Here is a 25467-nt window from a genome sequence, read left to right on the forward strand (position 1 = left end):
CGCACGTGCCGGCGGTGCCTCCGTTCATTCATCGAGCCAAGGCCAACCATGCTTGAAACCCGAGCCGCGACCGCTGTGTCGCGGCGCACCGTGACCACTGTTTTCGATCCCCATCGCGCGTCGGAAGACGACTGGGGCCGCTTTCTCACCTACTGGCGCCTGCGCCATGCGGAGGACACGCCCGACGAGCCCGCGCTGGCCGACGCCGACCGACGCCACGACGTGCTGCAGCCCAACGCGCTGTACGCGTTCCATCGCGTGCTGGCCCTCGGCGTGCACGGCGAGTTCATCGGCAGCCTGACCGCGAGCTTTCGCCGCGAAGGCACGCCCGAGCACGAGGCCTTCGCGCCCTTCGTCGATGCCTGGGGCGGCGTGCTGCGGCCGCACCGGCGGCGCGGCGTGGCCAGCGCGTTGCTGCGCTCGCTGCTGGCGTTGATGGACGCGCAGGGCAAGTCGGTCGCCACCGTCAAGGCGCACCTGCCCGAAGGCCACGCCTTCCTGACAGCCATCGGCGCCGCCGAGAAGCACCGCGCCGTGGAGAACCGCATGCCCTTCGCCGGGCTCGACTGGCAGGCCCTGGCACGCTGGCGTGGCGAAGGCTTCGCGCCCGCGCACGGCCTGCGCGCCGAGGTGCATGCGGGCCGCGTGCCCTTCGAGCGGCTGGCGGGCCTGATGGCGCCGCTGTCGGCATTGCTCGGCGACGCGCCCACCACCGGGCTGGCGCGGCCACCGATGCGCTACGACCTGGAGGGCTACCGCACCTGGTACGCCGACATGGACCGCCGCGGCGGCGACCACCTGATGGTGCTGCTGCTCGACGGCAATGACGTGGCGGCGGTGTGCGACGCCGCCTGGAGCCCGCGCTTTCCCGACCGCATGTTCCAGAACCTGACGGCGGTGGCGCGGCCCTGGCGCGGCAAGGGCCTGGCCAAGGGCGTGAAGGCGGCCATGCTGCAGCTGGTGCGCGAGCGCCACCCCGAGGTGGCGCTGGCCGTGACCAGCAACGCCGAGGTCAACGCGCCCATGCTCGCCATCAACCGGCAATTGGGCTTTGCGCCGCACAGGCATGATGGGCTCTACCAGATCGGCACCGAAGGCCTGAGGAACTTCCTCGCGGCCCGGCCCCTGGCTCTACAACAGGATTCCCAGGAGGCACGGCCATGAAAGCACCCCCCAGACTGCAGGCATTGATCGACGAGGGCCTGATCGACACCGTGGTGCGCCAGCTCATGAGCGGCAAGGAGGCCATGGTGTACGTGGTGCGCTGCGGCGACGAAACGCGCTGCGCCAAGGTCTACAAGGAGGCCGACAAGCGCAGCTTTCGCCAAGCGGTGGACTACACCGAGAACCGCCGCGTGAAGAACACCCGCGAGGCGCGCGCCATGGCCAAGGGCACCAAGTTCGGCCGCCAGGTGACCGAGGCCATCTGGCAGAGCGCCGAGGTCGACGCGCTCTACCGCCTGGCCGCCGCCGGCGTGCGCGTGCCCACGCCGCACAACTTCCTGGAAGGCGTGCTGCTGATGGACCTGGTGACCGACGCCAACGGCGACGCCGCCCCGCGCCTGAACGACGTGGCCTTCTCGAGCGAAGACGCGCTGCGCCACCACGCCAGCCTGCTGCGCGAGGTGATGCGCATGCTGTGCGCGGGCGTGGTGCACGGCGACCTGTCGGAGTTCAACGTGCTGCTGGCCGAAGACGGCCCCGTCATCATCGACCTGCCGCAGGCGGTGGACGCCGCGGGCAACAACCACGCCAAGCGCATGCTGCTGCGCGACGTGGAAAACCTGCGCAACTTCTTCGGCCAGTACGAGCCCGGGCTGCTGCGCACGCACTACGGCGACGAGATCTGGCAGCTTTACGAACGCGGCCTGCTGCGCCCCGAGACCGAGCTGACGGGCACCTTCGTGCGCGAGAGCGGCCCGGTCGACCTGGGCAACGTGCTGCGCGAGGTGGAAGACGCGCGCATGGAAGAGGCGGCGCGGCTGCTGCGCATGCAGACGCCGCGACAATAGGCGGGCTCGCGCCTTTTCGTTGTTGGCGGGCTCCCGCCTTCCCCTTTCGTCCCGTACCGCGTCGTCCTGCCTCGATGAACTCCCCCGCCCTGCCGAACCCTGCGCCACACTGGCCACAGCCGCTTTCCAGCACCGCGCGCCAGGTGCGGCAGATTGCCAAGGCGGCCGCCTTCGTGGCGCTGGGCTTCGGGGCGGCGGCGCACGCAGCGCATGCGGCCGGGAGCATCCGGCTCGAGGACGACCGCGGCACCACGGTCGAGCTGCAGGCGCCGGCGCGACGCATCGTGTCGCTGATGCCGTCGCTCACCGAAACGGTGTGCGCGCTCGACGCCTGCGACCGGCTGGTGGGCATCGACCGCCACGCCAACTGGCCGGCCTCGGTCAAGGGCCTGCCGCAGGTGGGCGGCATCGACGACGCGAACATCGAACGCATCGTGTCGCTCAAGCCCGACCTGGTGCTGCTGCGCCCGCGCAGCCGCGCCGCCGAGCCGCTGGAGCGCCTGGGCATCAAGGTGCTGGCGCTCGACGCCAAGACCCATGCCGACATGCGCCGCGTGATGGAAACCGTGGCCCGCGCCACCGGCCGCCCCGGCGCGGGCGAGGCCTTCTGGCGCAAGCTCGACGCGGGGCTGGACGCCGCGCGGGCCCGCGTGCCGGCCGGCTGGCAGGGCCGGCGGGTGTATTTCGAGGTGCACGGTGGCATGGCGGCGGCCAGCGAAAGCTCGTTCATCGGCGAAACCCTGGCCCGGCTGGGCCTGGGCAACGCGGTGCCGGGCACGCTGGGGCCCTTTCCCAAGATGAGCCCCGAATTCGTGGTGCGCGCCAACCCCGACGTGCTGATGGTGTCGGCGCTGGGCGAAATCTCGGCCATGGCCGGGCGGCCGGGCTGGTCGGCCATGTCGGCCATCCAGCGCGGACGGGTGTGCAGCTTCGCCTCGGCGCGCTTCGACCTCATGATGCGCCCCGGCCCCCGGCTGGACGAGGCGGCCGACGCCATCGTGGCCTGCCTGGCCTCGCTGGACCCGAAGCCCTGACTCCGTGTCACCCCGTGACCGCGTGATCCCTTGACCTCGTGACCCCCGTGACCCCCGTGACCCCCGTGACCCCCGTGACCCCGTTACCCTGCGCCGCCACGGCCATGTACCAAGACATGGTCCGCTGCAGTACCATTTCCGCACCTTGACCCCCGCCCCCGCCCCCTCTTCGCCTGCCGTGCCCGCTGTGCCTGGCACGGCCTTGGTGACTTCTTCGGCCTCCACTGTGCTCACCGTCGATCCGGCCGACGTCGATTCCGAAATCGCCATCGCACGCGACGTGGCCGCCATCGGGCGCATCAGCGCGGTGCCCTCCCTGCTCAAGGTCATCTGCCAGAACACCGGCATGGGCTTCGCCGCCGTGGCCCGCGTCACCGACGGCACCTGGACCGCCTGCGCGGTCGAAGACACCATCCAGTTCGGCCTGAAGCCCGGCGGCCAGCTCAAGGTGGAAACCACGCTGTGCAGCGAATCGCGCATGGCCCGCCAGCCCGTGGTGATCGACCGGGCCAGCACCGACCCGGTGTACTTCAACCACCACACGCCGCGCATGTACAACATCGAGAGCTACATCTCGGTGCCCATCATCCACAGCAACGGCGAGTACTTCGGCAACCTGTGCGCCATCGACCCGCGCCCGGCCGTGGTGTCCGACGCGCGGGTGGTGGCCATGTTCACCGCCTTTGCCGACCTCATCGCGCGCCAGCTGGAAACCGAAGACCGCCAGGAGCGCACCGAAACCGCCCTGCAGTCCGAGCGCGCCACGGCCGAGCTGCGCGAACAGTTCATCGCGGTGCTGGGGCACGACCTGCGCAACCCGCTGTCGTCGGTGGGCGCGGCGGCCGAGCTGCTGGTGCGCCGGCAGACCGAGCCCGAGCTGGTCAAGCTGGGCAACCGGCTGAAGGCCAGCACGCGGCGCATGTCGGGCCTGATCGACGACGTGCTCGACCTGGCGCGCGTGCGCCTGGGCTCGGGCATGCACCTGAGCATTCGCGAGGCCGACTTTCTGGCCTCGGCACTGACGGACGTGATCGACGAAGTGCGCGCGGCCAACCCGCGGCTGGACATTCGCGACGACATCGCCATCAACGGCGCGGTGCGCTGCGACCAGGGGCGCATCCAGCAGGTGCTGTCCAACCTGCTGGGCAACGCAGTGACGCACGGCGCGCCGGACAGCCCCATCACCGTGCGCGCGGCCATCGAGGGCGACCAGCTGGTGCTGTCGGTGACCAACGGCGGCGCGCCCATTCCCGAGGACGACCTCGCGAAGATCTTCCAGCCCTACTGGCGCCCGGCGCACAGCAAGCCCGGCGGCGGGCTCGGGCTGGGCCTGTACATCGCCTCCGAAATCGTCGCCGGCCACGGCGGCACGCTGCAGGTGAGCTCCTGCGCGAGCGAGGGCACCTGCTTCATGGCGACGCTGCCTGTCGCGTGACGGACATTTCGGGGCGCTTTGATTCCCGCCCCGGCTCCCGCTACCGTTTCGTTTTTCCGTTTTTTTCCTGACCCCATGAAGCACCGCAAGCAGACCTCGTCCACCCCATTCATCCGGGTGGGCCCCAGCGGCGTGCACGGCCTGGGCGCCTTCGCCACGCTCGACCTGCCCGCCGAGGCTTTCCTGGGCCTGTACGAAGGCCGCCGCTACACCAAGGCCGAGATCGCCACCAAGGCCTGGGACGACCAGCTGACCTACCTGTTCACGCTGACCAACCAGGAAACCATCGACGGCGCCAAGGGCGGCAACGCCACGCGCCACCTGAACCATTCGTGCGAACCCAACTGCGAGGCGGTGGAGGAATACGACGAAGGCGGCGAGCTGGTGCTGAAGTTCCAGACGCTGGTGGCGGTGGACGCGGGCGACGAGCTGTTCATCGACTATTCGCTCACCGCGGACGACGGCTCGCCGCCGTCGAAGTACCCCTGCCATTGCGGCGCGCAGGCCTGCCGGGGAACGATGCTGGCGGCGCCTGACGAAGCCGAAGCCAAAGCCGAAGCCGAAGCCGAAGCCGAAGTCGTCCAGGCGACGAACCCGAGCGAAGCGGTCGCGTCCACCGCGCTGTGAGGCGGCCGGTCGCCCGTCAGGGCGACTCGTTCTTCAGTTGACGCAACTGGTCTTCGGCGCGCTCGAGCTGCGTGCGCAGCGAGCGAATGTCCTGCTCCAGCTTGTCGATGCGCGCCGCCCGGCTGCCGGCCGGCGCCGGCGCCTTGCACCGGGCCTGCACCGCGTTCAAGGCTTCGGCCAGTTGCTGGCGGCGCAGCATCTGTCCGCGCGAACGGGCAAGGTCGATGTCTCGCTCCAGCGATGCTTCTTCCGCCTGGCAGGCCGCGGCGTCAGGCACTGCGGCGGGCTGGGCGAAAGCGGTCGTCGTCGGGGTCAGAACCATCAGCAGGGCAAAGGCGAGGGAAAGCGTTGCAGCCAGGGTCGGAAAGCAGGTGTTGAAGCGCATGCTGCACGGTAACGCAACGGCGATGCAAAAAGCCGCTCAGCCCTACACCGCGAGGTAGCGCGCATCCCATTGCGTGGCAAGCCGCTGCGCCCGGTGCAGCGGCAGGCGCGCGGCCTCGAAGTCGACCACGCACGCCACGTCCGCCGCCTGCGGGCGCGCGGGGCTTTCGCTGCTGCGGCCGTCGGTGAGCAGCCACAGCCAGCGCTGGCGCGATTCGTTCCTGGCCAGCAGCTGCTCGGCGCGCTGCACGCCCAGCACCAGCGGCGTGCCACCGCCCGCGGCAATGGGCGCGACCCAGTCGTCGTTCCAGGCGCTGGCGCGGCGCGGGGGCAGGCGCAGCTCGACCACCTCGCCGGCGAAGCACAGCAGCGCGACGTGGTCACGGCGCTGGTAGGCCTCCTGCATCAGCGCGAGCAGCAGGCCCTTGGCGCGCGCGAGGTTGCCGTCGTTGCGCATCGAGGCCGAGCAGTCGAGCAGGAAGCAATGCAGCGCGCCGCTGCGCGACTGCTGCGGGCGACGGCGCAGGTGCGCGGCGCGCAAGGCGTCGGCGCCGCGGGCCGCGAAGGTGCGCGGCCAGTCGAAGGCCGTGCCCTGCGTGACGGGGCCATGCCACGCGTCCCTTTGCGTGCCCTGCCTCCGGTCACCCTGGCGTGCGCCAGCGGGTGCGGTGTTCCGGAGGCTCAGGCTTTTTTTGCGGCGGCCTGCTGCGAAGCGATGAGCGGGCGCAGCGGCTTCACGCGCTCGATGCCGACGGGCTCGGGGGGCATGGCGCCCCAGTCGTCCGCGTCGTTGCTGTCGTTGTTGCTGTCGCCGGCGTTGTTCGCAGATGCGGGGGCGCCGGTGGACGAATTGCCGGATGGGTTCGCGGGCGCAGGTGCCGCGGCGGGCGGCGCGCTTTCGGTGCCGGGCTTGCGCCGGTGCAGCAGCACCGCCTCGGCCACGCGCTGCACATGCGCTTCGGTGATCGCCGCCGCCCCCTCCCACGCCGCGAGCGCACGGGCCGAACGCAGCATGACGAGGTCGGCCCGCAAGCCGTCCGCGCCGGCCGCGATGCACAGCGCGCTCACCGCTTCATGCACCGCGTCGCCATACGGCAGCGCGCCGGCATCGGCCACGAGCGCGCGTGCGCGCACCAGCGCCGCGGCCAGCTCGGCCTCTTCCTGAGCGTGCTTCGCGCGAAAGCCTTGCGGGTCGGCATCGAAGGCCAGCCGCGCGCGCACGATCGCCTGCCGCTCGGCCGCGTCCTCGATGTTGCGCAGGTGCACGCACAGCCCGAAGCGGTCGAGCAGCTGCGGTCGCAGCGTGCCCTCTTCCGGGTTCATGGTGCCCACGAGCACGAAGCGCGCGGCATGCCGGTGCGAGATGCCGTCGCGCTCCACCACGTTCACGCCGCTGGCGGCGGCGTCGAGCAGCGAGTCGATCAGCGCGTCGGGCAACAGGTTGATCTCGTCCACGTACAGCACGCCGCCGTGCGCGCGCGCCAGCAGGCCGGGCGCGAACCTGAGCTCGTGCCCGGCCAGCGCCTGGCCCAGGTCGAGCGTGCCGACCAGGCTTTCCAGGCTCGCGCCCAGCGGCAGCGTGACGAAGGGCGCGCCCGGCAGCAGCTCGGCCAGCGCGCGCGCGGCGGTGGTCTTGGCGGTGCCGCGCGGGCCTTCGATGAGCACGCCGCCCAGCCCAGGGTCGACCGCGGCCAGCAGCAGCGCCTGCCGCAGCAAGGGTTGGCCTGCGATGGCGGCGAAGGGGAACGGCACCGGCATCGGGGCGGCTGTGGTCATCGGGGGAGTCCTTCCATCTGCTGCTCGTGGTCGAGCAGCAGGTTTTCCAATTGGTCTTTGTAGCCGCCGGGCTGCTGCCACAGGCCGCGCTGCATGGCCTCGAGCAGGCGGCTGAGCATGTCGTGCAGCGCGCGCGGGTTGTGCTGGTTCACGAAGTCGCGCGTGGCGGCGTCGAGCACGTAGGCGTCGGCCACCATCGCGTACTGGTGGTCGCCGACCACGCGCGCGGTGGCGTCGAAGCCGAACAGGTAGTCCACCGTGGCGGCCATCTCGAAGGCGCCCTTGTAGCCGTGGCGCTTCACGCCGGCGATCCACTTCGGGTTGACCACGCGGGAGCGAATGACGCGGCTGATTTCTTCTTTCAGCGTGCGCACGCGCGGTGCCTGCGGGTTGCCGTGGTCGCCGTGGTACATGGCCGGCTGCCGGCCGCTCAGGTGGCGCACGGCGGCGGCCATGCCGCCCTGGAACTGGTAGTAGTCGTTGGAGTCGAGCAGGTCGTGCTCGCGGCTGTCCTGGTTCTGCATGACGACGTTCATGGCACGAAGCCGGCGCGTGAGCGCGGCGGCCGCCGGCACGCCGTCGCTGCCCTGCCCGTAGGCATGGGCGCTGCCGCCCACGTAGGCCTTCGACAGGTCGTCGTCGGTCTGCCAGTCGCCGTGGTCGAACAGCGGCTGCAGGCCCGAGCCGTAGCTGCCGGGTGCCGAGCCGAACACGCGCCAGCCGGCCTGCAGGCGCGCGTCTTCGGGCGAAGCGCCCTGCGCCTGCAGCGCCGCGGCCTCGCGCAGGATGCGCGCGCGGATCGGGTTGCGCTCGGCATCCTCGTCTTCCTGCGCTGCCACGGCCTGCACGGCGGCATCGAACATCTGCACCGCATTGGGAAAGGCGTCGCGGAAGAAGCCCGAGATGCGCAGCGTGACGTCGATGCGCGGGCGGCCGATGCCCACCGTGGGCAGCACCTCGAAATCGACCACGCGCTGGCTGCCCGGCGCCCACTTGGGCCGCACGCCGATGAGCGCGAAGGCCTGCGCCAGGTCGTCGCCACCGGTGCGCATGGTGGCCGTGCCCCACACCGACAGCCCCATGGCCACCGGGTAGTCGCCATGCTCCTGCAGATGGCGCTCCACCAGCTGCGCGGCCGACTTCAGGCCCAGCATCCACGCGGTGGGCGTGGGAATGGCGCGGGTGTCGACCGCGTAGAAGTTGCGCCCGGTGGGCAGCACGTCGGGCCGGCCGCGCGACGGCGAGCCGCTGGGGCCCGGCGGCACGAAGCGGCCTTGCAGGGCGCGCGAGAACTGCAGCAGTTCCTGCGGGCCGCAGGCATCGAGCGCGGGCGCGAGGCTGCGTTCGACGCGGCGCATGACGGCCGCGGTCCGTGTCAGTTCGTGCGGGCAGGCGCCCTCTTCCAGCAAACGTTGCGCAAGCAGCTCCAGCCGCTCGCGCGTGTCGCCCTGGTGCCGCCACGCGTCGGCGCTCACCGATTGCAGCAGCGCGGGGCGCGCGCCCTGCCAGGGCTCGGCGGCATCGATGTCGAGCGGGTCGAAGGCGTCGCCGGGCAGCAGGTCTCTGGCCAATGCGCCGAGCAGCCCCGCGTTGTCGCCCGCGCCGTCCAGCGCCGGGTAGCGTGCCAGCGCGAGCAAGGTGTCGCGCCGCAGGCGGCCTTGCGGCGACGCGCCGAACACGTGCAGCCCGTCGCGGATCTGCGTTTCCTTCAGCTCGCACAGGTAGGCATCGACGCGCGCGAGCACGGCGTCGTCTTCCGCGCCCGGCATGCCCAGCTCTTCGACCAGGTGCTGCGCGCGCACGGCCGACAGGATCTGCGCGCGCAGCACCTTGGCGCGGCGCGCGTCGACCAGCAGCGCGTCGTAGTACTCGTCGACCTGGCGCTCCAGGTCTTGCAGCGGCCCGTGGTTCTCGGCGCGCGTCAGCGGCGGCATCAGGTGGTCGACGATGACGGCCTGCGTGCGCCGCTTGGCCTGCGCGCCCTCGCCCGGGTCGTTGACGATGAAGGGGTACACGTTGGGCAGCGGCCCCAGGATGGCGTCGGGCCAGCAGGCCTGCGACAGCGCCAGGCTCTTGCCCGGCAGCCATTCGAGGTTGCCGTGCTTGCCCACGTGCACCACCGCGTCGACGGCGAACACGTCGCGCAGCCAGAAATAGAAAGCCAGGTAGCTGTGCGGCGGCACCAACTCGGCGTCGTGGTAGCTCGCGTAGTCGGCGGCACCCGATCCATTGGCCGCACCAAGCCCGTCAAGCCCGCCAAGCCCACCAAGAGCGCGCGCGGGCTGGATGCCGACGAACACGCGGCCCAGCCGCAGCCCGGCGATCATGAAGCGGCCCTGGCGCACCATCGGGTCTTGCGCGGGCGTGCCCCAGCGCGCGTCGATGGCGGCGGCCATGCCTTCTGGCAGCGCCGCGAGTCGCGCGCTGTAGTCGGCCAGCGCGTAGCTCTGCCACGCGGGGCGCGCGGCCCATTGGTCGGGGTCGTTGGCAATGCCTTGCTGCAGCTTGCGCATGAGCGCGTCGCCGTCTTCGGGCACCGCATTTGCGGCGCCCAGCACGTAGCCTTCGGCCTGCATCGCGCGCAACAGGTCGACGACCGACGCGGGCGTGTCCAGCCCCACGCCGCTGCCGATACGGCCTTCACTGCCCGGGTAGTTCGCCAGGATGAGCGCCACGCGCTTGTCTTCGGCGCGCAGGCTGCGCAGCCTGCACCAGCGCCGCGCCAGCTCGGCCACGAAGGCGACGCGGTCGGGCTCGGGCTGGTAGTTGACCACCTCGGTCTGCGTGAGCTCGCAGCGGTGCGACAGCCCCTTGAAGCTGATGGCGCGCGTGATGATGCGCCCGTCCATCTCGGGCAGCGCGATCTGCATCGCGATGTCGCGCGGGCGCAGGCCCTGGCTGTCGGCCAGCCAGTCTTCGCGGTTGCCGCCGCTCACGATCACCTGCAGCACGGGTGCGTCGCCCGCCAGCGCGACGGCCTCGGCTTCGTCTCCATCGTCATCTTGCATGCCTTGCATGCCCTGCCCCAGCGCGGCGAACGCGGTGGTGTTCAGCACCAGCTGCACGTCGTGCGCGGCGCACAGCCCGCGAAAGGTCGACAGGCACAGCGGGTCCTTCAGCGAATCGAGCGCGACGGGCAGCGGGTTGAGCCCCTCGGCGCTCAGCGCGGCGGCCATCGCATCGAAAGCCACGGTGTTGCCCGACAGCAGGTGCGAGCGGTAGAACACCAGCGCCACCACCGGCGCATCCGCGTGCCAGCCGGCGCGCAGGTCGTCGATGCCGGCCACGGTGTGCGCCGCGCCCATGCCACCCATGGCGTGCGGCACGTGCAGCGCCACCTGCGGCAGGCTGCGCGGCGGCAACGGCGCCTCGCCATGGCCCAGCCCGTGGAACGCCACCGCGCGCAGAAACTGCATCGCGTTGCCCGCGCCGCCGCTGCGGGTGTACTGCCACAGCTGTCGGCTCACGTCGCGCGGCACGGTGCCGCGCGCGAGCAGGTCTTCGTCTTCCTGCAGATCGCCGGAGAACATGGCGAGCTGCTGGCCCTTGCGCCTGGCGAGCTTCTCGAGCTGCTGCAGCCCATAGGCCCATGCCGACTCCGCCCCCAGGTGGTCGACCACCACCACGCGCGCGTGCTGCAGCACCTCGTCGATGTACAGGTCGAGCGAGGCCGGCTGCTTCAGGTACATGAGGTTGGCCAGCCGCAGCGACGGGTAGCCGGGGTCGGTGGCCGCCAGCGCCGTGCGCGCCGCGGCGAGCAGCGCCAGCGTGGTGTCGGCCGAGCTGAGCACCACTATGTCGCCCGGCGTCTGGTCGAGCCGGGTGACGACGCTGTCGTCTTCGACGAAGCGGCCGGGCTGGGTGCTCAGCAGGTGCATGCGGTCATGGGGTCAGAGGGGTCAGGCGGTCAGGTGGTCGCGTTTTCAGGCTCTCAGGCAGCCACCGCGCTCACCTCGTCCAGCGCCTTGCGCAGCACCGCCTCGTCCAGGTCTTCGCCGATGAACACCAGCCGCGTGCGCTGCGCCTCGCCGTCGCGCCAGCGGCGGTCGAAGTGGTGGTCGAAGCGGCGGCCCACGCCCTGCACCAGCAGGCGCATCGGCTTGCCCGGAATGGCGACGAAGCCCTTCACGCGGTAGATGGTGTGCTGCTCGACCAGCGTGTTCAGCACGGCCAGCAGGCTGTCGCGGTCCACCGGCGGCAGCTCGATGACGAGCGAGTCGAACTCGTCGTGGTCGTGCTCTTCCTCGTGGTCGTGGTGGCTTTCGCGCAGGTGGATGGTGGCTTCGGCCGCGCGGCCCTGGCCCAGCAGCAGCGCGAGCGGCAGCCGGCCTTCGGTGGCGGCGACGATCTTGACCTCGGGCGGCAGCTCTTCGCGCACGAGCGCCTCGACCTGCGCGCGCGTGGCGTCGTCCATCAGGTCGGTCTTGTTGAGCACCACCAGGTCGGCGGCCGAGAGCTGGTCTTCGAACAGCTCGTGCAGCGGCGACTCGTGGTCGAGGTTGGGGTCGGCGCGGCGGGCCTCGTCGACGGCGGCGGGGTTCTCGGCGAACTGGCCCGAGGCCGCGGCGGGGCCGTCGACCATGGTGACCACCGAATCGACGGTGAAGATGTTGGCGATGTCCGGCCACTGGAAGGCCTGCACCAGCGGCTTGGGCAGGGCCAGGCCCGAGGTTTCGATGATCACCGCGTCGATGTCGCCGCGGCGCTCGGCCAGTTGCAGCATCACGGGCAGGAACTCTTCCTGCACGGTGCAGCAGACGCAGCCGTTGGCCAGCTCGTACAGCGCGCCTTCGCGCTCGTTGCCTTCGTCGTCGCAGCCGATGCCGCAGCCGCGGAGAATTTCGCCGTCGATGCCGAGCTCGCCGAACTCGTTGACGATCACCGCGATGCGGCGGCCCTCGGCGTTGCCGAGGATGTGGCGCAGCAGCGTGGTCTTGCCGCTGCCGAGGAAGCCCGTGACGATGGTGACGGGGATCTTGGCGTTGCTTGCTTGTGTCATGGGAGAAGGTCTTTCAGGTGGCTCGGGTCGCGGAGGGTTTCCGCGGCACGGCGATGAATGGCAAGAGCGCCCGCGGCAGTCGCCGGGGGCGCCCTCGAGAAGAGGAACGGTCAGCTTCGAAATGTCAGCTTCGAAATGTCAGCTTCGAAGGGTCAGCTTCGACGGGTCAGACCGCGCTGTACAGCCGGCGCTCGACAAAGACCGAGCCCTGCAGGCGGCGCCAGCCCTTGGCCGCGGCCAGCACGCCCAGGTCGACCAGCGGCTCGACCAGCACGACCGTCATGTAGGCGGCGCCGAAGCTGGCGATCTGGCCCAGGTTTTCGAGCCCCATGCCGCGACCGTACAGCGCCCAGAAGCCGACCCACACCACGATGCCGCCCTGGTAGGCCACCGACAGCTTGAAGGCCTGCTGGTAGCTCAGGTCCACATAGGCCACGTTCTTCGGAATGATGCGGCGCGCCAGCGCGGCGGTGGCGAACAGCGGCACCAGCAAAGTGGTGACGTTCATGCCGAACTGGGGAATGTCCTGCGGCTCGAAGAACAGGCCCTGGATGAGCAGGCCGCCCGCCAGCCCGATGGCCGCGGGCGCCAGCCCGAACACCAGCAGCAGCGTGGTGCCCAGGATCAGGTGCACCTCCGACACGCCCACCGGGTGGTGCGGCAGCACCTCGAAGAAGCAGAACACCAGCGCCACGGCAATGGCCGAGCGCAGCGCCAGGCCGGCAAGGCCCTCTTTCACGGCGGTGTCGAAGGCCACCTTGCCCGTGTAGGCAAGTGCTGCGGCCGCCGTGGCGTAGCTGAGAAAAATCTTGGTTCCGTCGACGAGACCGGGTTCGATGTGCATCACGCACCTCCTGTAATGCACCGCAGTGCGAAAGTTGATTGTTCGTTCATGGGCTGGCTTGCGCAAGCCCCTTCGAGGCGGCGGCCGGCCCGGGCTTGCGCCGCAGCCGGCGCCAGCCGATCACCACGCCGCTGGCCGAGGCCACCGTGCCGACGATGGACAGCAGCCACACCACCAGGTCCCAGGCCGGCCGGTGCTGGATGAGCCAGGGAAAGTCCAGGCTGTGCGCCGCGTTGAAGAGCCAGCGGCGCAGGCGCGAATTGGCGTCGTTGCTGCCCGCGACCTGACCGCTGGCGGGGTCTATGTAGACCCAGCTGCGCGCCGGGTCGTCGACTCCACGCGCCACACGGGCAGCACGCGCTCGCGGTGGTGGCCGTACCAGTGGAAGTCTTCCCGGGTCTGCAGCACGGCCAGCGTCACGGGGGCGCCGGGCCGCAGGCGCGCGGCGGCACGCCGTATTTCTTCCTTGCCGAACGACGCGGGCGCACCTGTGGCGGCATCAACGACGCGCACGCGCGCCCTGGCGTCGCGCAGCTGCAGCAGCGGCCTGCCGTCGAACCACAGCAGCACGGCCTCGCGCGCGGCGGCGTCGCCCTCTTCCGTCGGCAACACGGCCGGCGGCCACGCCAACGCCGGCGTGCCGGCCCCGGTGTAGCGCGCCATGGCCGCCGCGTCGAGCGGCCCGCGCTGGAACCAGCCATTGGGGTTCATCGACAGCCAGCCGCTGATGATCCAGGTGAGCACGAAGAAGCCGCCGACCAGACCGGCGATGTGGTGCCAGGCCATCCAGCCCGAATAAGGCGTGACCGCGCCATTGCGAAACCGCCGCCGCAGGCGCACCCGCAGGATGCCGATGACGATGCCCGTGACCGCCGACACGATGCACGCCGCCGACAGCCACACCACCACCTCGTGCCACAGCGGCGGGTCGGCGCGCAGCGGCGTGAAGTAGATCCAGTGCGGCACCGAGCCCAGCCAGTTCCAGAAGCGCTCCGAGCGCGTGGTGTCGCGCACCACCTCGCCATTGCGCTGCGACACGTACAGCTCGGTGCCGGCCGCGTCGTTCAGCGCGATGCGGTGCAGCGGGCGCAGCGGGTTCAGGCCCTGCGGCACGGTCCACTGGTCGCGCTCCAGCGTCTCGGCCCAGTGCACGTTCGCGTCGTCCGGGTGGCCGGAGAAGGCGCGCGCGATGGCCTCGGCCTGCGCGGCATCGACCGGGCCGGGCACCTGGCCGTCGCGCGCCGACACCGTGTGCCGCCCGCCGCGCGCATCGACGATGCGCCACACCGGCCCCGCGTCGCTGCCGGCCTGCATCTCCAGCCCGATGCGACGCGGCTGCAGGGCGCGCACGTCCTCCGGCAGCACCTGCAGCGCGGCCATGGGCGACACCTGCGCCTGCTCGAAGCGCAAGGGCGCGAGCCCGGCCAGTCGCTCTTCGTCGGTGAGGTTCGGGTAGCCCACGTACATCATCACCACGCCCGAGACGAACCACATGACGAACAGCAGGCAGCCGCCGATGCCCAGCCACCGGTGCGTCCAGTAGAGCCAGTGCCGGATGCGCGGCCAGGCGCGGCGCCAGATGGATGTCATGCGGAAGTCATTCGGTCGTCGCTCAGAAGTTGACCAGCGCCGACAGCTCGAACGAACGCGGCCGGCCCAGCAGCCACTGGTTGCCGCTGTTGGAGAACGACACCGGGTACTTGCGGTCGGCCAGGTTGTAGGCGCGCAGCGCCAGCTTGAGCGACGGGTTGGCCTGCCAGCTCACCGAGGCGTCGGCCACGGTGTACGAGCCGATCTTGCGCGTGTTGGCCGTATCGACCTGGCGCGGGCCCACGTAGCGCACGCCGAAAGCGGCCTCCCACTGCGGGCGAAAGCGCCAGCCGAGCCACAGGTTGGCCGCCTCTTCGGGCACGCCCATGGGCGTGTTGCCCGCGCGCGAGACCAGCCTGCCGTTCACCACCTCGTTGAAGTCGTCGTAGCGCGCGCGCAGCTTGGCCACGTTGGCTTCCAGTTTCAGCGTGGGCGTGAGCGCCAGGTCGAGCGTGGCCTCGATGCCTTCGGACGACTGCTGGCCGACCTGCTGCGTCTTGCTCGGGTCGTTCGCGTCGCGCGACAGCAGCTTGTTCTTCTCGATGCGGTAGGCCGCCACCGTCCAGGCGCCGCGGCTGTCGGCCAGCTGGCGCTTGTAGCCGACCTCCACCTGCCTGCCCGTGCTGAGCTCGAAGGGCACCTGCGTGGCCGAAGTGCTGATGAGCGAGGTCAGCGGATCGGCCGCGCGCGCCACCTGGGCGTAGAACGACTGCGTGGCATCGGGCGCGTACACCACGCCGAGGCGGCCGGTGGCGTACTCGAAGGTCTTGCCCAGGCTGTTGGCGGCGTTCTGCAGGTCGGCGCGCGCGACCTTGGCGTGGTCCCAGCGCAGGCTGCCCACCACCGACCACTGCTCGTTGAAGGCCAGCTTGTCTTCGGTGAAGAAGGCGTAGGTGTCGGTCTTGGTCTTGTAGCGCGGCAGGTAGGCCACGGGCGACGCGTAATAGCCGGGGTTGAAGGTGAACGGGTCCACCACCGAGCGGCCGCCGAAGGGCGTGTCGCTGGTGTTCAGGAAGTCGATGCGGTTCACGTCGAAGCCCGCCAGCACCTGGTTGGCCAGGCCGAACAGCCGGTGCTTCACGGTCACGTCGGTGCGGTTGCCGACCTGCTCCTGGTCGTGGCCGATTTCGAGGTAGTCGCCGCGCGTCACGCGGCGCGTGGTGGCGTTGAAGGTGTAGGTCTCGCTGTTGCGCCAGTGGCGCTTGCTCTCCAGGCGGTAGAGGTGGTTGCGCACCGTCACGGCGTCGTTGGGCGTCCATTGCGCGTCGAGCCGGGTCCACTTGTCGCGGTACTTGATCTCGGCGTCGTCGAGGTTGTAGTTCTGGCGCAGCGTCTGGCTGCTCAGGCGCCCGTCGATCAGCGGCACGCCGTAGTAGCGCTGCGGCGTCTGCCGGCCTTCGTCGTGCGACAGCGTGAACTGCAGCTGCGGCGACACGTCGAGCCGCACGGCCGCGCCCACGGCCAGGCTCTCGGCCTCGCCGCGCTGCATGAAGCCGTCGGTGGCGCGGTGGCTGATGTCGAAGCGGTACGAGAGCTTGTCGTTGATGGCCCCGCCGCTGCCGAAGGCAACCTGGCGCGTGGCGTCGGAGCCCAGCGTGACGAGCGCCTCGTTCTGGATGGGGCCGCGCGTGGGCTTCTTTGGCACCACGTTGATGGCGCCACCGATGGCGCCTTCGCCGTACATCACCGAGGCCGCGCCGCGCAGCACCTCGATGCGGTCGACCGACCAGGTGTCGAAGGGAAAGGTGACGGTGCCCGCGCCCGCGTACAGGCGCGTGCCGTCGAACAGCTGCATGACCGAGCCGTGGCCCGTGAAGCCGCGCGCGGCCATGGCGGTGCCGCCGTTGCCCGGCGCGGGCGAACCGGTGATGCCGGTGGCGCGGGTGGCCGCGTCGACCACCGACACGTCGCCGCGCGCGCGGATGGTGTCGCCCGTCAGCACCTCGATGCTGGCCGGCGTTTCCAGCGGCGTGAGGCCGAGCCGGCTGCCGGTGGCCGTGGGCTCGTCGATGGCCAGCGGCGCGTGGCGGTCGGCCTCGACGCGCACCGGGTTCAGGCTTTGGGCGCCGGTTGCTTCCGTTTGCGCAAAAGACGCGCCGGGAGCGAAAGCCAGACCCAGGCCCAGCCCCAATGAAATGCCTGAAATGTGCAAAAGGCGGGAAGGGCGCGAAAGGCGCGCCCGATGAAGCTGCGCACCCCTTCCCGCGCGATGCCGCGCCTGTGTCGTCCGACCCATGTGAGCTCTCCTCCGGCCTGCGTCCCCGCAGGCTCCCGACCGATGAAGGACGCAGCAGGGGAAAGGCGAAAGGGCTGCCACGGTGCGCGCGAGCGCCAAGCGGCGGGCCCGGACACGCACTCCCGCTGCGTCCGAAGGCGGTTGCGAAGGCCGGTATCCGGGCTTGCGGAGCGTCGTGGCGTGCCGAGTGGAAGCACACCGCGACCGAAACCCTCGCCTTCCCACGCCGAAGCGCAGTGACTGCCGAGCCCTCGATGAAGGGGCGCGTGCGTGAGGGTTTCCAGATCCGCTGACCGTTGCGGGGGCAGCGCAGGCATTGCCGCGTCATCGACGACGCGGCGCACCTGCTTCCCGTTTAACCCCTGGAGCCATGCGACATGGCGGGAGGGGCACCTTCGAACCGTGGTCTGGTGCGGTTAAGAAAAATTAACACACCAAAACCGGCGGAATTATAGGGAGCCGGGCTTTCCTTCGGGCCCGAACAGGCGCCGCATGACCGCCACGCCGGCCACCAGCGCGTTGGAGTAGCTGGTGTAGGGCTCGAGCGCGGCTTCGAGCGGAAGGTAGACGTGGGCGGGGGCGCCGGCTGTGCCCGCTGTGCCCGGTGTACCCGGCGTGCCAGGAATGGACGGGGCACCTGGCGCGGAGCCATCGTCCACCGCCTCCATCAGCACCCAATAGAACTCCCCCGCCTCCAGCTCATGGACGGTGAGCGCGATGTTTCTGGGGTTGGGCATGGGCGTGAAGGTGGGCTGCTGTACGTTGAATGGCTGGAGGACAGGTGCGGTTGACAGCTTCCGGGCTTCTCCTACAGAGCGGGCCCGTGGCGCGGCCTAAGGTTTTACACAGGGGGTGCCTGCGGTGACTGTGCGGTGACTGCGGCGGCTCCTCTCTCGCAAAAACCAACCCAGGAGGCAGCATGAAACCCTTCAGCCTTGACCCGAGCATGCGGGCGACCATCGGCGGCGCGTTCTACCCGACCGGCTATTCGATGGTGATGTTCCCCAAGCCCGAAGACGCCACCCGCGTCGGCCAGCAGCTGATCGATGGCGGCGTGAGCCGCGACGACATCTTCCTGCTGCCGCCGCAGGCCGTGCTCTCGCAGATTTCGCCGACGGTCGAACAGGCCGACGACCCGCTGCCCTCCGCCGGCACCGAAGGCGCCACCGTGCGCGCCTACACCAAGCTGGCGCGCGAAGGCCATGCCGCGCTTCTGGTGAAGACCGACGACAGCGACGCCGCCGAGCGGCTGATGGTGGCGGTGCGCACCGTGCCGTACGCCATTGCGCAGCGCTACCGGGCGCTGGTCATCGAAGACCTCTGAGGCCCTGGAGATCGAAGAGCGGCGCGGCGCCTGGGTCAACGCGAGGCTCAGGCCGGCACGGCCATGGCGACGGCACGCTGCACCACGTCGCGGGCCATGGCCTGCGCGAGTTCGTGTTCGCCGAGGAACACGGTGGCCGAAGTTTCCTGCGTCAGCAGCCGGGCCTCGTGCTCGTTGTGGCTGCGAATGACGGTCTGGATGGTGGGGTTCAGCGTGCGCGCGGTTTCCATCATCTGGCGCACGTTCATGGCGTCGGGCGTGGCCACCACCAGCACGCGGGCGCGCGCAATGTGGGCCTGGATGAGCACCGCCGGGTCGGCCGCGTCGCCCCACACCGCGGGCGTGCCCGCCTCGCGCAGCTTCTCGACCAGCTCGCGGTTCTGCTCGGCGACCACGTAGGGAATGTCATGCGCGTCCAGCTCCTGCGCAATGCGGCGCCCGACCCGGCCGTAGCCCACCAGCACCACCTGGCGGGACAGGTACTTGGCCTCGGTGGTCATCGGCAGTTCGGCCAGCGGGTCGTCGCGCGACTCCAGCCCGCGCGCGAACGACGAATGGGCGTGCAGCCATTTCTGCATCGGCGTGATCAGGCTGAACCACAGCGGGTTGGTGGCAATGGAGATGAGCGCGCCCGCCAGCACCAGGCTCTGCCCTTCCACCGGCAGCAGGCCGAGCGACACGCCAAGCCCGGCGAGGATGAACGAGAACTCCCCGATCTGCGCCAGGCTGGCGCTGACCGTGAGCGCCGTGCCCAGCGGGTAGCGAAACACCAGCACCAGCGCGCAGGCCGCAATCGACTTGCCCAGCACGATGACCAGCACCACCGCCAACACCTGCAGCGGCCGCTCGATGAGCACCGAGGGGTCGAACAGCATGCCCACCGACACGAAGAACAGCACGGCGAAGGCGTCGCGCAGCGGCAATGATTCTTGCGCGGCGCGGTGGCTGAACTCCGACTCGCGCATCACCATGCCGGCGAAGAAAGCGCCCAGCGCGAACGACACGCCGAACAGCGCCGCTGAGGCAAAGGCGATGCTCACGGCCGCGGCCACCACGCACAGCGTGAACAGCTCGCGCGAGCCGGTGCGCGTGACCTGCCAGAGAATCCACGGGAACACGCGGCGCCCGACCACGAGCATCAGCGCCACGAAGCCGCCGACCTGCAGCAGCGTGAGGCCCAGCGTTTGCCACAGCGGATCGGCCGGAGCGGCCTGGGCGTTGTGGCCGCCGAGCGTGCCGGCCAGCGGCGGCATGAGCACGAGCACCAGCACCATGGCCAGGTCTTCGACGACGAGCCAGCCGATGGCGATGCGCCCGGTGAAGGAATCGAGAATGCCCAGGCTTTCGAGCGCGCGCAGCAGCACGACGGTGCTGGCGACCGACAGCGCGAGCCCGAACACCAGCGCGGCCCCGGGGCTCCAGCCCCACCACATGGCGAGGCCGCCGCCGAGCAGCGTGGCCACGGCGATCTGCGCGAGCGCGCCCGGCAGCGCGATCTTGCGCACCGCCAGGAGGTCGTCGAGTGAAAAATGCAGGCCCACGCCGAACATGAGCAGCATGACGCCGATTTCGGCGAGCTGCGCGGCAATGCCGGCGTCGGCCACGAAGCCGGGGGTGAACGGTCCGATGATCACGCCGGCCAGCAGGTAGCCGACCAGCGCCGGCAGCCGCAGCTTGGCCGCCAGGAACCCGAACACGAGTGCCAGCCCGAGGCCGGCGGCGATCGTGTTGATGAGGGAAACGCTGTGGGGCATCGCCGCATTTTGCAGGAACGATGCCTACCCCTTCGTGTCAGCCGGCCATCTCTTGCGCGTTCCTGGCGCTTGTGTTTCGGGGCGGCCGTTCAGGGCGTGTGAACAGGCCGCCGTGCAGGCCCCCGCGAGCGTCAGCCCGACATCTTGCTGGTACGAGCCCCCTCGATCAGCTCGGGCTCCTGCGCTTCCACCCAGGTCTCGTTGTTCAAGGCGGCCTGCAGCCGGGCCTCGTCGAGTTCGTTGGTCCACTTGGCCACCACGATGGTCGCCACGCCGTTGCCGATCAGGTTGGTGAGCGCGCGCGCCTCCGACATGAAGCGGTCGATGCCCAAAATGAGCGCCAGCCCCGCCACCGGCACATGCCCCACCGCCGACAGCGTGGCCGCCAGCACGATGAAGCCGCTGCCCGTCACGCCGGCCGCGCCCTTCGAGGTGAGCAGCAGCACGGCCAGCAGCGTGATCTCCTGCACCAGCGTCATGTGCGTGTTGGTGGCCTGGGCGATGAACACCGCGGCCATCGTCAGGTAGATGGAGGTGCCGTCGAGGTTGAACGAATAGCCCGTGGGAATCACCAGGCCGACCGTCGTCTTGTTCGCGCCGGCGTTCTCCATCTTCTCCATCATGCGCGGCAGCACCGACTCGCTGGACGAGGTGCCCAGCACGATGAGCAGCTCTTCCTTGATGTACTTGATGAACTTCCAGATGCTGAAGCCGTGGAACCTGGCGATCAGCCCCAGCACCACGAAGATGAACAGCAGGCAGGTCAGGTAGAAGGTGCCCATCAGCTTGCCCAGGGAAAACAGGCTGCCCAGGCCGTACTTGCCGATGGTGAACGCCATGGCGCCGAAGGCACCGATGGGCGCCAGCTTCATGATGTAGTTGACGATGCCGAAGAGCACGTGCGAGCCCTTCTCGATCACGTCGAACACCAGCGTGCCGCGGCCACCGAAACGGTGCAGCGCAAAGCCGAACAGCACCGCGATGAGCAGCACCTGCAGGATCTCGCCCTTGGCGAAGGCGTCGACCAGCGTGTTGGGAATGATGTTCAGGATGAAGTCGACCGTGCCGGTCATCTTGCCGGGGCCGGTGTACGACGCGATCGACTTGGTGTCCAGCGTGGCCGGGTCGACGTTCATGCCCGCGCCGGGCTGCAGCAGGTTCACCAGCACCAGGCCGACCACCAGCGCGATGCTGCTGACCACCTCGAAGTACAGCAGCGCCAGGCCGCCGGTCTTGCCGACCTTCTTCATGTCTTCCATGCCGGCGATGCCCACCACCACCGTGCAGAAGATGATGGGCGCGATGATCATCTTGATCAGCTTGATGAAGCCGTCGCCCAAGGGCTTCATGGCCTCGCCGACCGTCGGGTAGAAGTGGCCCAGCAGCACGCCGATGATCACCGCGGTGATCACCTGCACGTAGAGGGAGCGATAGATCGGGAGTTTCTTGGCAGGATTGGCGGGTGTACTTGTTGTGTGTTCCATGGTGCCTCCGGAGGGGTTTGAAACTGTAGGAGCGTGCGGGCCACTTTCCATTCGTAGAAGCCACATTCCGTGAACAAAAAAACCCGCCGAGGCGGGTTTCTTGTTCAGGTGAAGGTCAGCATGCTTAGTGCATGTGCAGGCCGCCGTTGACCGAGAAGTCGGCCCCCGTGCTGTAGCCGCCTTCGTCGGTCGCGAGCCACGAGATGATCGAGGCGATTTCGCTCGGCTCGCCCAGGCGCTTGACCGGGATGGTGGCCACGATCTTGTCGAGCACTTCCTGGCGGATGGCCTTGACCATGTCGGTGCCGATGTAGCCCGGGCTCACCGTGTTCACGGTGACGCCCTTGGCCGCCAGCTCCTGCGCCAGCGCCATGGTGAAGCCGTGCATGCCGGCCTTGGCCGCCGAGTAGTTGGTCTGGCCGGCCTGGCCCTTGGCGCCGTTGACCGAGCTGATGTTGATGATGCGGCCCCAGCCCTTTTCGACCATGTCGCCCACCACCTGCTTGGTGACGTTGAACATGCTGTTCAGGTTGGTCTCGATGACCGCGCTCCAGTCTTCGGGCGTCATCTTCAGGAACATGCGGTCGCGCGTGATCCCGGCGTTGTTGACCAGCACGTCGATGGCGCCATGCGCGGCCTTGGCGGCGGAGAAGGCTTCGACGGTGGATTGCCAGTCGCCGACGTTGCCGACCGACGCGTGGAATTCGAAGCCCTGGGCTTTCTGTTCGGCCAGCCACTTGCCGTGGTCGCGGGTGGGGCCGCAACCGGCGACGACGGTGAACCCGTCCTTGTGCAGACGTTGGCAGATGGCTGTTCCGATGCCACCCATGCCCCCGGTGACATATGCAACTTTCTTGCTCATGAGATTTCCTTTATGTACGTAGCAAAAGCCTGAACGGCCGCCTTCACTCTAGCGAGTTTCAGGCCACGGCTCTCTGAGGAAAACACTGAGCCAGGCTTGCAACCAGCTGTCACGAAGCGGCCTTTGCGAGCAGGCTCTATCCTCGCAGCAGTCCGTGTCACCGTGCCCCGCGCGGGGCTTCCTCGCATAGGAGTTCGAAAGTATGAGTTTCGGCATCATCGTGTTTCCCGACGTCGAGGAACTCGACTTCGTCGGCCCCTGGGAAATGCTGACCATGTGGAGCAAATTGGCCGGCGGCCCCAGCCCCTGCCTGATCGTGGCCGAGAAGCGCGAGCCGGTGGCCTGCGCCAAGGGCCTGTCGATCAACCCGCATGTGTCCTTTGCCGAATGCCCGCCGCTGGACTGGCTGCTGGTGCCCGGCGGCATGGGCACCCGGCGCGAGGTCGACAACCCCGCCATGACCTGCTTCCTGGCCGACCAGGCGCCCGGCTGCAAGGCGCTGCTGTCGGTGTGCACCGGCGCCTTCGTGCTGCACGCGGCGGGCCTGCTGTCGGGCAAGACCGCGACCACGCACTGGGGCTCCCTCGACCGGCTGCGCGCGATGGGCGACGTGAAGGTGGTCGAGCAGCGCTTCGTGCGGGACGGCAACGTCTGGACCTCGGCCGGGGTATCGGCCGGTACCGACCTGATGCTGGCCTTCATCGCGCACACCGCGGGCGAGGAAGCCGCGGCCAAGGTGCAGCTGCAGGCCGAGTACTACCCGGCGGACACGGTGTACGGCAGCACGGCCAGCCACGAGCGCGCGCCCGCCTACGTGAAGCGCCCGGGCAACCCGGCGCGCACGCCATGAGCGCCCCCGCGGTGCTGGAACCCCTGGCCGTGCTGGCCGCGCGCGTCGGCGAGACGCTGCGCGCGCGCGGACAGACCGTGGCGGTGGTCGAGTCTTCGGCGGGCGGCCTGGTGTCGGCCGCCCTGCTCGCGGTGCCGGGCGCCTCGGCCTACTTCCGCGGCGGCGCGGTCGTGTATTCGCGCCGCGCCGGCCGGGCCCTGCTGGGCCTGACCGCCGAGGACATGACCGGCCTGCGCGGCGAGACCGAGCCCTACGCCCGCCTGGTCGCCGGCCGCGTGCGCGACACGCACCACACGAGCTGGGGCATCGCCGAGAGCGGCGCGGCCGGCCCGGTGGGCAGCCCGTACGGTGACGCGCCAGGGCATGTGTGCCTGGCCATCGTGGGCGCGGTCACTGTGAGCCGCACCATCGAGAACGGCGACACCGACCGGCCGCGCAACATGGACGTGTTCGCGCGGCAACTGCTCGCGCTGTTCGAGGAAACGCTGGCGGCCGAGGCACCGCCGTCGGTGCCGTCGCCCTCCCCCTAGTTCAGCCGCAGCCCCTCGCCGGCCCACTCCTGCACCCGGCGCTGGCAGGCGGCGATCCATGCGCTGCGCGCCTTGCCCTTGCGCTCGGGCACCGTCGCCACCAGGCCATCGGGGTGGCGCAACCCCGCCGCATAGCGCTTTTTCGCGTCGTCGCTGGCCGGCGCGAAGGCGTAGTGCGTGCGCGAGAACTCGTCGAATTGCGCGTCCCACGCATGGAACACGACGTTGTACTGCGGGTCTTCGGCGTCCTCGTCGTAGCCCTCGAGGTCCTGCTTGAGCGGCTTGCGCCCGCCGAAGCCCGGCACCGGCGAACGCAGCGCGGTCCAGGCCATGCGGCCATCTGGCGAGAAGCGCACGACCAGCAGGCCGGGCTCCCACTCCACGCACCACAGCAGGTCGTCGCCGTCCAGCACATAGCTGAACCGCGCGCCGGTGTGCAGGATCATGGCCGGGCCGTCGAGGTAGGTCGCGTCGTCCAGCGGCTGCAGGGTGGGCAGCACGCGCTCGCGAAGAAAGCGCGCATCGTCCTCGGGCACCGGCGCGGTGTGCATCACTTCGCGGCCCCGTTTGTCCTCGACGAAGATGGCGTACTGGAATTGCGCCGGGCTGTTCTGCACCATGTCTCCCTCCCGAAAAAGGCGCCAGTTTAGTGGCGCCTTTTTCGGCTCTACGGTGCCTGACCGGCGCGCCAGCTCAGTCCGCCTGCACGCCCGCCGCGCGAATCACCTTGCCCCACTTGTCCACCTCCGCCGCCAGGTGCGTGCGCAGGCTCTCGGGCGTCTGCTTGTCCAGCGGCACGATTTCCGAGCTGAGCTCGGCCAGCCGGTGCTTGACCATGTCGTCCTGCAGCGCGGCGCGCAAGGCCACGTTGAGCTTGTCGATCACCGCCGGCGGCGTACCCTTGGGCGCGTACACGCCGTGCCACACGCGCACGTCGAAGCCCTTCAGGCCCTGCTCGTCCAACGTGGGAATGGTGGGCATGCTCGACAGCCGCCTGGGCGTGGTCACGCCGAACACCTTCACGCGGTTGCCGTCCTTGATGACCGGCGCGGTCTGCGTGGTCTGGTCGCACAGCAGGTCGACCTGCCCGCCCATCAGGTCGTTCAGCGCCGGGCCGGCGCCCTTGTAGGGCACGGTGGTGAGCTGCACGCCGATCTGGTTCATGAACAGCAGCCCGCACAGCTGCGACACCGCGCCCACGCCCGCGTTGGCCAGCGTGACCTTGTCCTTGTTGGCCTTCACGTAGGCCAGCAGCTCGGGGTAGGTGCTGGCCGGAAAGTCCTTGCGCGACAGCAGCGTCATCGGCACGTCGAGCACCTGGCCGACGTACTCGAAGTCTTTCAGCGGGTCGTAGTTGAGCTTCTTGTACAGCGCGGGCGCGGTGGCCATGCCCATGTGGTGGATGAGGATGGTGTAGCCGTTGGGCGCCGCGCGGGCCACCCGCGTGGGCGCGATGGTGCCGCCCGCGCCCACGGTGTTTTCCACGATCACCGTCTGCCCCAGCGACTTGCCCATGGGAATGGCCAGCATGCGGGCCACCACGTCGGTGGGGCCGCCGGCCGAGTACGGCACCACCATGGTGACGGGCTTGTCGGGCCAGGCCGGCTGCGCGCCGGCCGGTGCCTGCGCGGCCAGCAGGCAGGCGCCCACCGCGGCGGCGATCAGGGCGTTGGACTTCCAGGTCTTCTTCGTTGCGCTCATTTCTTTGTCTCCTTGGGTTATGTGT

At 69.8% G+C, this 25467-nt stretch carries 23 protein-coding genes and 1 riboswitch; of the genes, 8 read left to right on the forward strand and 15 right to left on the reverse strand.

All coding sequences use genetic code 11. From position 1 onward, the window contains the following. The first annotated feature begins 48 nt into the window (after positions 1-48). The 5 genes from AB6807_RS25905 (at position 49) to AB6807_RS25925 (ending at position 5108) form a co-directional block, all read left to right on the forward strand. Positions 49-1164 carry an N-acetyltransferase gene (locus tag AB6807_RS25905; RefSeq protein WP_371086785.1) on the forward strand — a complete coding sequence of 372 codons (1116 nt, stop codon included), beginning with the start codon at positions 49-51 and terminating at the stop codon, positions 1162-1164. Next, a complete protein-coding gene (locus AB6807_RS25910) occupies positions 1161-2012 on the forward strand; it encodes a PA4780 family RIO1-like protein kinase (RefSeq protein WP_116907185.1) in 852 nt (283 codons plus the stop codon). Before AB6807_RS25905 ends, AB6807_RS25910 begins: the two co-directional genes overlap by 4 nt. 74 nt (positions 2013-2086) lie before the next feature. Continuing rightward, the gene (locus tag AB6807_RS25915; RefSeq protein WP_371086786.1) at positions 2087-3046 is read left to right on the forward strand and encodes an ABC transporter substrate-binding protein; all 960 of its coding nucleotides are present in this window, start codon (positions 2087-2089) and stop codon (positions 3044-3046) included. Positions 3047-3224: 178 nt separating this feature from the next. Further along, positions 3225-4481: an ATP-binding protein gene (locus AB6807_RS25920; RefSeq protein WP_371086787.1), complete on the forward strand. Its 1257-nt coding sequence runs from the start codon at positions 3225-3227 to the stop codon at positions 4479-4481. A 75-nt stretch (positions 4482-4556) separates the two neighbouring features. Further along, positions 4557-5108 (forward strand): SET domain-containing protein, encoded by a 552-nt coding sequence (locus AB6807_RS25925; RefSeq protein WP_371086788.1) that lies wholly within the window; start codon positions 4557-4559, stop codon positions 5106-5108. 16 nt (positions 5109-5124) lie between these two features. Here the strand turns inward: AB6807_RS25925 and AB6807_RS25930 are convergent, their stop codons facing one another. The 10 genes from AB6807_RS25930 to AB6807_RS25975 all read right to left on the reverse strand — a co-directional run bounded on the left by AB6807_RS25930 (position 5125) and on the right by AB6807_RS25975 (position 17674). Next, positions 5125-5493: a DUF1090 family protein gene (locus tag AB6807_RS25930; protein ID WP_371086789.1), complete on the reverse strand. Its 369-nt coding sequence runs from the start codon at positions 5491-5493 to the stop codon at positions 5125-5127. A gap of 42 nt (positions 5494-5535) precedes the next feature. Next, the gene (locus AB6807_RS25935; RefSeq protein WP_371086790.1) at positions 5536-6033 is read right to left on the reverse strand and encodes a VWA domain-containing protein; all 498 of its coding nucleotides are present in this window, start codon (positions 6031-6033) and stop codon (positions 5536-5538) included. Between the two features lie 140 nt (positions 6034-6173). Beyond that, the gene (locus AB6807_RS25940) at positions 6174-7268 is read right to left on the reverse strand and encodes an ATP-binding protein (RefSeq protein ID WP_371086791.1); all 1095 of its coding nucleotides are present in this window, start codon (positions 7266-7268) and stop codon (positions 6174-6176) included. Continuing rightward, positions 7265-11146, reverse strand: coding sequence for a cobaltochelatase subunit CobN (gene cobN, locus AB6807_RS25945; protein WP_371086792.1), 3882 nt, complete (start codon positions 11144-11146; stop codon positions 7265-7267). The genes AB6807_RS25940 and cobN overlap by 4 nt, the downstream gene beginning before the upstream one ends. A 53-nt stretch (positions 11147-11199) precedes the next feature. Next, entirely contained in the window at positions 11200-12267 is a 1068-nt protein-coding gene (gene cobW / locus AB6807_RS25950) for a cobalamin biosynthesis protein CobW (RefSeq protein ID WP_371086793.1), read from the reverse strand. 166 nt (positions 12268-12433) lie between these two features. Continuing rightward, positions 12434-13111: an energy-coupling factor ABC transporter permease gene (locus AB6807_RS25955; RefSeq protein WP_371086794.1), complete on the reverse strand. Its 678-nt coding sequence runs from the start codon at positions 13109-13111 to the stop codon at positions 12434-12436. Between the two features lie 46 nt (positions 13112-13157). After that, complete coding sequence (locus AB6807_RS25960) at positions 13158-13493, reverse strand: PepSY domain-containing protein (RefSeq protein WP_371086840.1); 336 nt, start codon at positions 13491-13493, stop codon at positions 13158-13160. Further along, the gene (locus AB6807_RS25965) at positions 13412-14701 is read right to left on the reverse strand and encodes a PepSY domain-containing protein (RefSeq protein WP_371086795.1); all 1290 of its coding nucleotides are present in this window, start codon (positions 14699-14701) and stop codon (positions 13412-13414) included. The genes AB6807_RS25960 and AB6807_RS25965 overlap by 82 nt, the downstream gene beginning before the upstream one ends. A 22-nt stretch (positions 14702-14723) precedes the next feature. Then, on the reverse strand, positions 14724-16748 hold the full coding sequence (locus AB6807_RS25970) for a TonB-dependent receptor (RefSeq protein WP_371086796.1): 2025 nt from the start codon (positions 16746-16748) through the stop codon (positions 14724-14726). 319 nt (positions 16749-17067) lie between these two features. Next, positions 17068-17349, reverse strand: a riboswitch (cobalamin riboswitch). 37 nt (positions 17350-17386) lie between these two features. Then, positions 17387-17674, reverse strand: a complete 288-nt coding sequence (locus AB6807_RS25975) for a hypothetical protein (RefSeq protein ID WP_371086797.1) — start codon at positions 17672-17674, stop codon at positions 17387-17389. A gap of 182 nt (positions 17675-17856) precedes the next feature. On the opposite strand from AB6807_RS25975, the gene AB6807_RS25980 reads away from it, so the two are divergent. Continuing rightward, positions 17857-18261, forward strand: a complete 405-nt coding sequence (locus tag AB6807_RS25980; protein ID WP_116907173.1) for a hypothetical protein — start codon at positions 17857-17859, stop codon at positions 18259-18261. 47 nt (positions 18262-18308) lie between these two features. Here AB6807_RS25980 and ybaL read toward each other — a convergent pair whose 3' ends face one another. The 3 genes from ybaL to phbB all read right to left on the reverse strand — a co-directional run bounded on the left by ybaL (position 18309) and on the right by phbB (position 22361). Next, the gene (gene ybaL, locus AB6807_RS25985; RefSeq protein WP_371086798.1) at positions 18309-20015 is read right to left on the reverse strand and encodes a YbaL family putative K(+) efflux transporter; all 1707 of its coding nucleotides are present in this window, start codon (positions 20013-20015) and stop codon (positions 18309-18311) included. Between the two features lie 131 nt (positions 20016-20146). After that, complete coding sequence (locus tag AB6807_RS25990) at positions 20147-21499, reverse strand: dicarboxylate/amino acid:cation symporter (RefSeq protein ID WP_371086799.1); 1353 nt, start codon at positions 21497-21499, stop codon at positions 20147-20149. A gap of 124 nt (positions 21500-21623) precedes the next feature. After that, complete coding sequence (gene phbB / locus AB6807_RS25995; protein WP_116907170.1) at positions 21624-22361, reverse strand: acetoacetyl-CoA reductase; 738 nt, start codon at positions 22359-22361, stop codon at positions 21624-21626. Between the two features lie 202 nt (positions 22362-22563). Here phbB and AB6807_RS26000 point away from each other — a divergent pair, with 202 nt between their 5' ends. Together AB6807_RS26000 and AB6807_RS26005 are read left to right on the forward strand one after the other, a co-directional pair. After that, the gene (locus AB6807_RS26000; RefSeq protein WP_371086800.1) at positions 22564-23211 is read left to right on the forward strand and encodes a DJ-1/PfpI family protein; all 648 of its coding nucleotides are present in this window, start codon (positions 22564-22566) and stop codon (positions 23209-23211) included. Continuing rightward, positions 23208-23741, forward strand: a complete 534-nt coding sequence (locus tag AB6807_RS26005; RefSeq protein ID WP_371086801.1) for a CinA family protein — start codon at positions 23208-23210, stop codon at positions 23739-23741. Before AB6807_RS26000 ends, AB6807_RS26005 begins: the two co-directional genes overlap by 4 nt. Here the strand turns inward: AB6807_RS26005 and AB6807_RS26010 are convergent. Together AB6807_RS26010 and AB6807_RS26015 are read right to left on the reverse strand one after the other, a co-directional pair. Continuing rightward, positions 23738-24358 (reverse strand): hypothetical protein, encoded by a 621-nt coding sequence (locus AB6807_RS26010; protein WP_371086802.1) that lies wholly within the window; start codon positions 24356-24358, stop codon positions 23738-23740. The genes AB6807_RS26005 and AB6807_RS26010 overlap by 4 nt on opposite strands. A 76-nt stretch (positions 24359-24434) precedes the next feature. Further along, positions 24435-25442, reverse strand: coding sequence for a tripartite tricarboxylate transporter substrate-binding protein (locus tag AB6807_RS26015; RefSeq protein WP_371086803.1), 1008 nt, complete (start codon positions 25440-25442; stop codon positions 24435-24437). Between the last annotated feature and the right edge of the window lie 25 nt (positions 25443-25467).

The sequence above is a fragment of the Variovorax sp. RCC_210 genome (assembly GCF_041355175.1).
In the GTDB taxonomy this organism is placed as follows: Bacteria; Pseudomonadota; Gammaproteobacteria; order Burkholderiales; family Burkholderiaceae_C; genus Variovorax.

Bases quoted from the DNA above. Each gene is read 5' to 3' on its own strand.
- AB6807_RS25930 (WP_371086789.1), bottom strand. From the start codon at position 5,493: ATGCGCTTCAACACCTGCTTTCCGACCCTGGCTGCAACGCTTTCCCTC.
- AB6807_RS25975 (WP_371086797.1), bottom strand. From the start codon at position 17,674: ATGCCCAACCCCAGAAACATCGCGCTCACCGTCCATGAGCTGGAGGCG.
- AB6807_RS26005 (WP_371086801.1), top strand. From the start codon at position 23,208: ATGAGCGCCCCCGCGGTGCTGGAACCCCTGGCCGTGCTGGCCGCGCGC.
- AB6807_RS25965 (WP_371086795.1), bottom strand. From the start codon at position 14,701: ATGACATCCATCTGGCGCCGCGCCTGGCCGCGCATCCGGCACTGGCTC.
- AB6807_RS25910 (WP_116907185.1), top strand. From the start codon at position 1,161: ATGAAAGCACCCCCCAGACTGCAGGCATTGATCGACGAGGGCCTGATC.
- AB6807_RS25905 (WP_371086785.1), top strand. From the start codon at position 49: ATGCTTGAAACCCGAGCCGCGACCGCTGTGTCGCGGCGCACCGTGACC.
- AB6807_RS25990 (WP_371086799.1), bottom strand. From the start codon at position 21,499: ATGGAACACACAACAAGTACACCCGCCAATCCTGCCAAGAAACTCCCG.
- AB6807_RS25955 (WP_371086794.1), bottom strand. From the start codon at position 13,111: ATGCACATCGAACCCGGTCTCGTCGACGGAACCAAGATTTTTCTCAGC.
- cobN (WP_371086792.1), bottom strand. From the start codon at position 11,146: ATGCACCTGCTGAGCACCCAGCCCGGCCGCTTCGTCGAAGACGACAGC.
- phbB (WP_116907170.1), bottom strand. From the start codon at position 22,361: ATGAGCAAGAAAGTTGCATATGTCACCGGGGGCATGGGTGGCATCGGA.
- AB6807_RS25915 (WP_371086786.1), top strand. From the start codon at position 2,087: ATGAACTCCCCCGCCCTGCCGAACCCTGCGCCACACTGGCCACAGCCG.
- AB6807_RS26015 (WP_371086803.1), bottom strand. From the start codon at position 25,442: ATGAGCGCAACGAAGAAGACCTGGAAGTCCAACGCCCTGATCGCCGCC.
- AB6807_RS25980 (WP_116907173.1), top strand. From the start codon at position 17,857: ATGAAACCCTTCAGCCTTGACCCGAGCATGCGGGCGACCATCGGCGGC.
- AB6807_RS25940 (WP_371086791.1), bottom strand. From the start codon at position 7,268: ATGACCACAGCCGCCCCGATGCCGGTGCCGTTCCCCTTCGCCGCCATC.
- ybaL (WP_371086798.1), bottom strand. From the start codon at position 20,015: ATGCCCCACAGCGTTTCCCTCATCAACACGATCGCCGCCGGCCTCGGG.
- cobW (WP_371086793.1), bottom strand. From the start codon at position 12,267: ATGACACAAGCAAGCAACGCCAAGATCCCCGTCACCATCGTCACGGGC.
- AB6807_RS26000 (WP_371086800.1), top strand. From the start codon at position 22,564: ATGAGTTTCGGCATCATCGTGTTTCCCGACGTCGAGGAACTCGACTTC.
- AB6807_RS25925 (WP_371086788.1), top strand. From the start codon at position 4,557: ATGAAGCACCGCAAGCAGACCTCGTCCACCCCATTCATCCGGGTGGGC.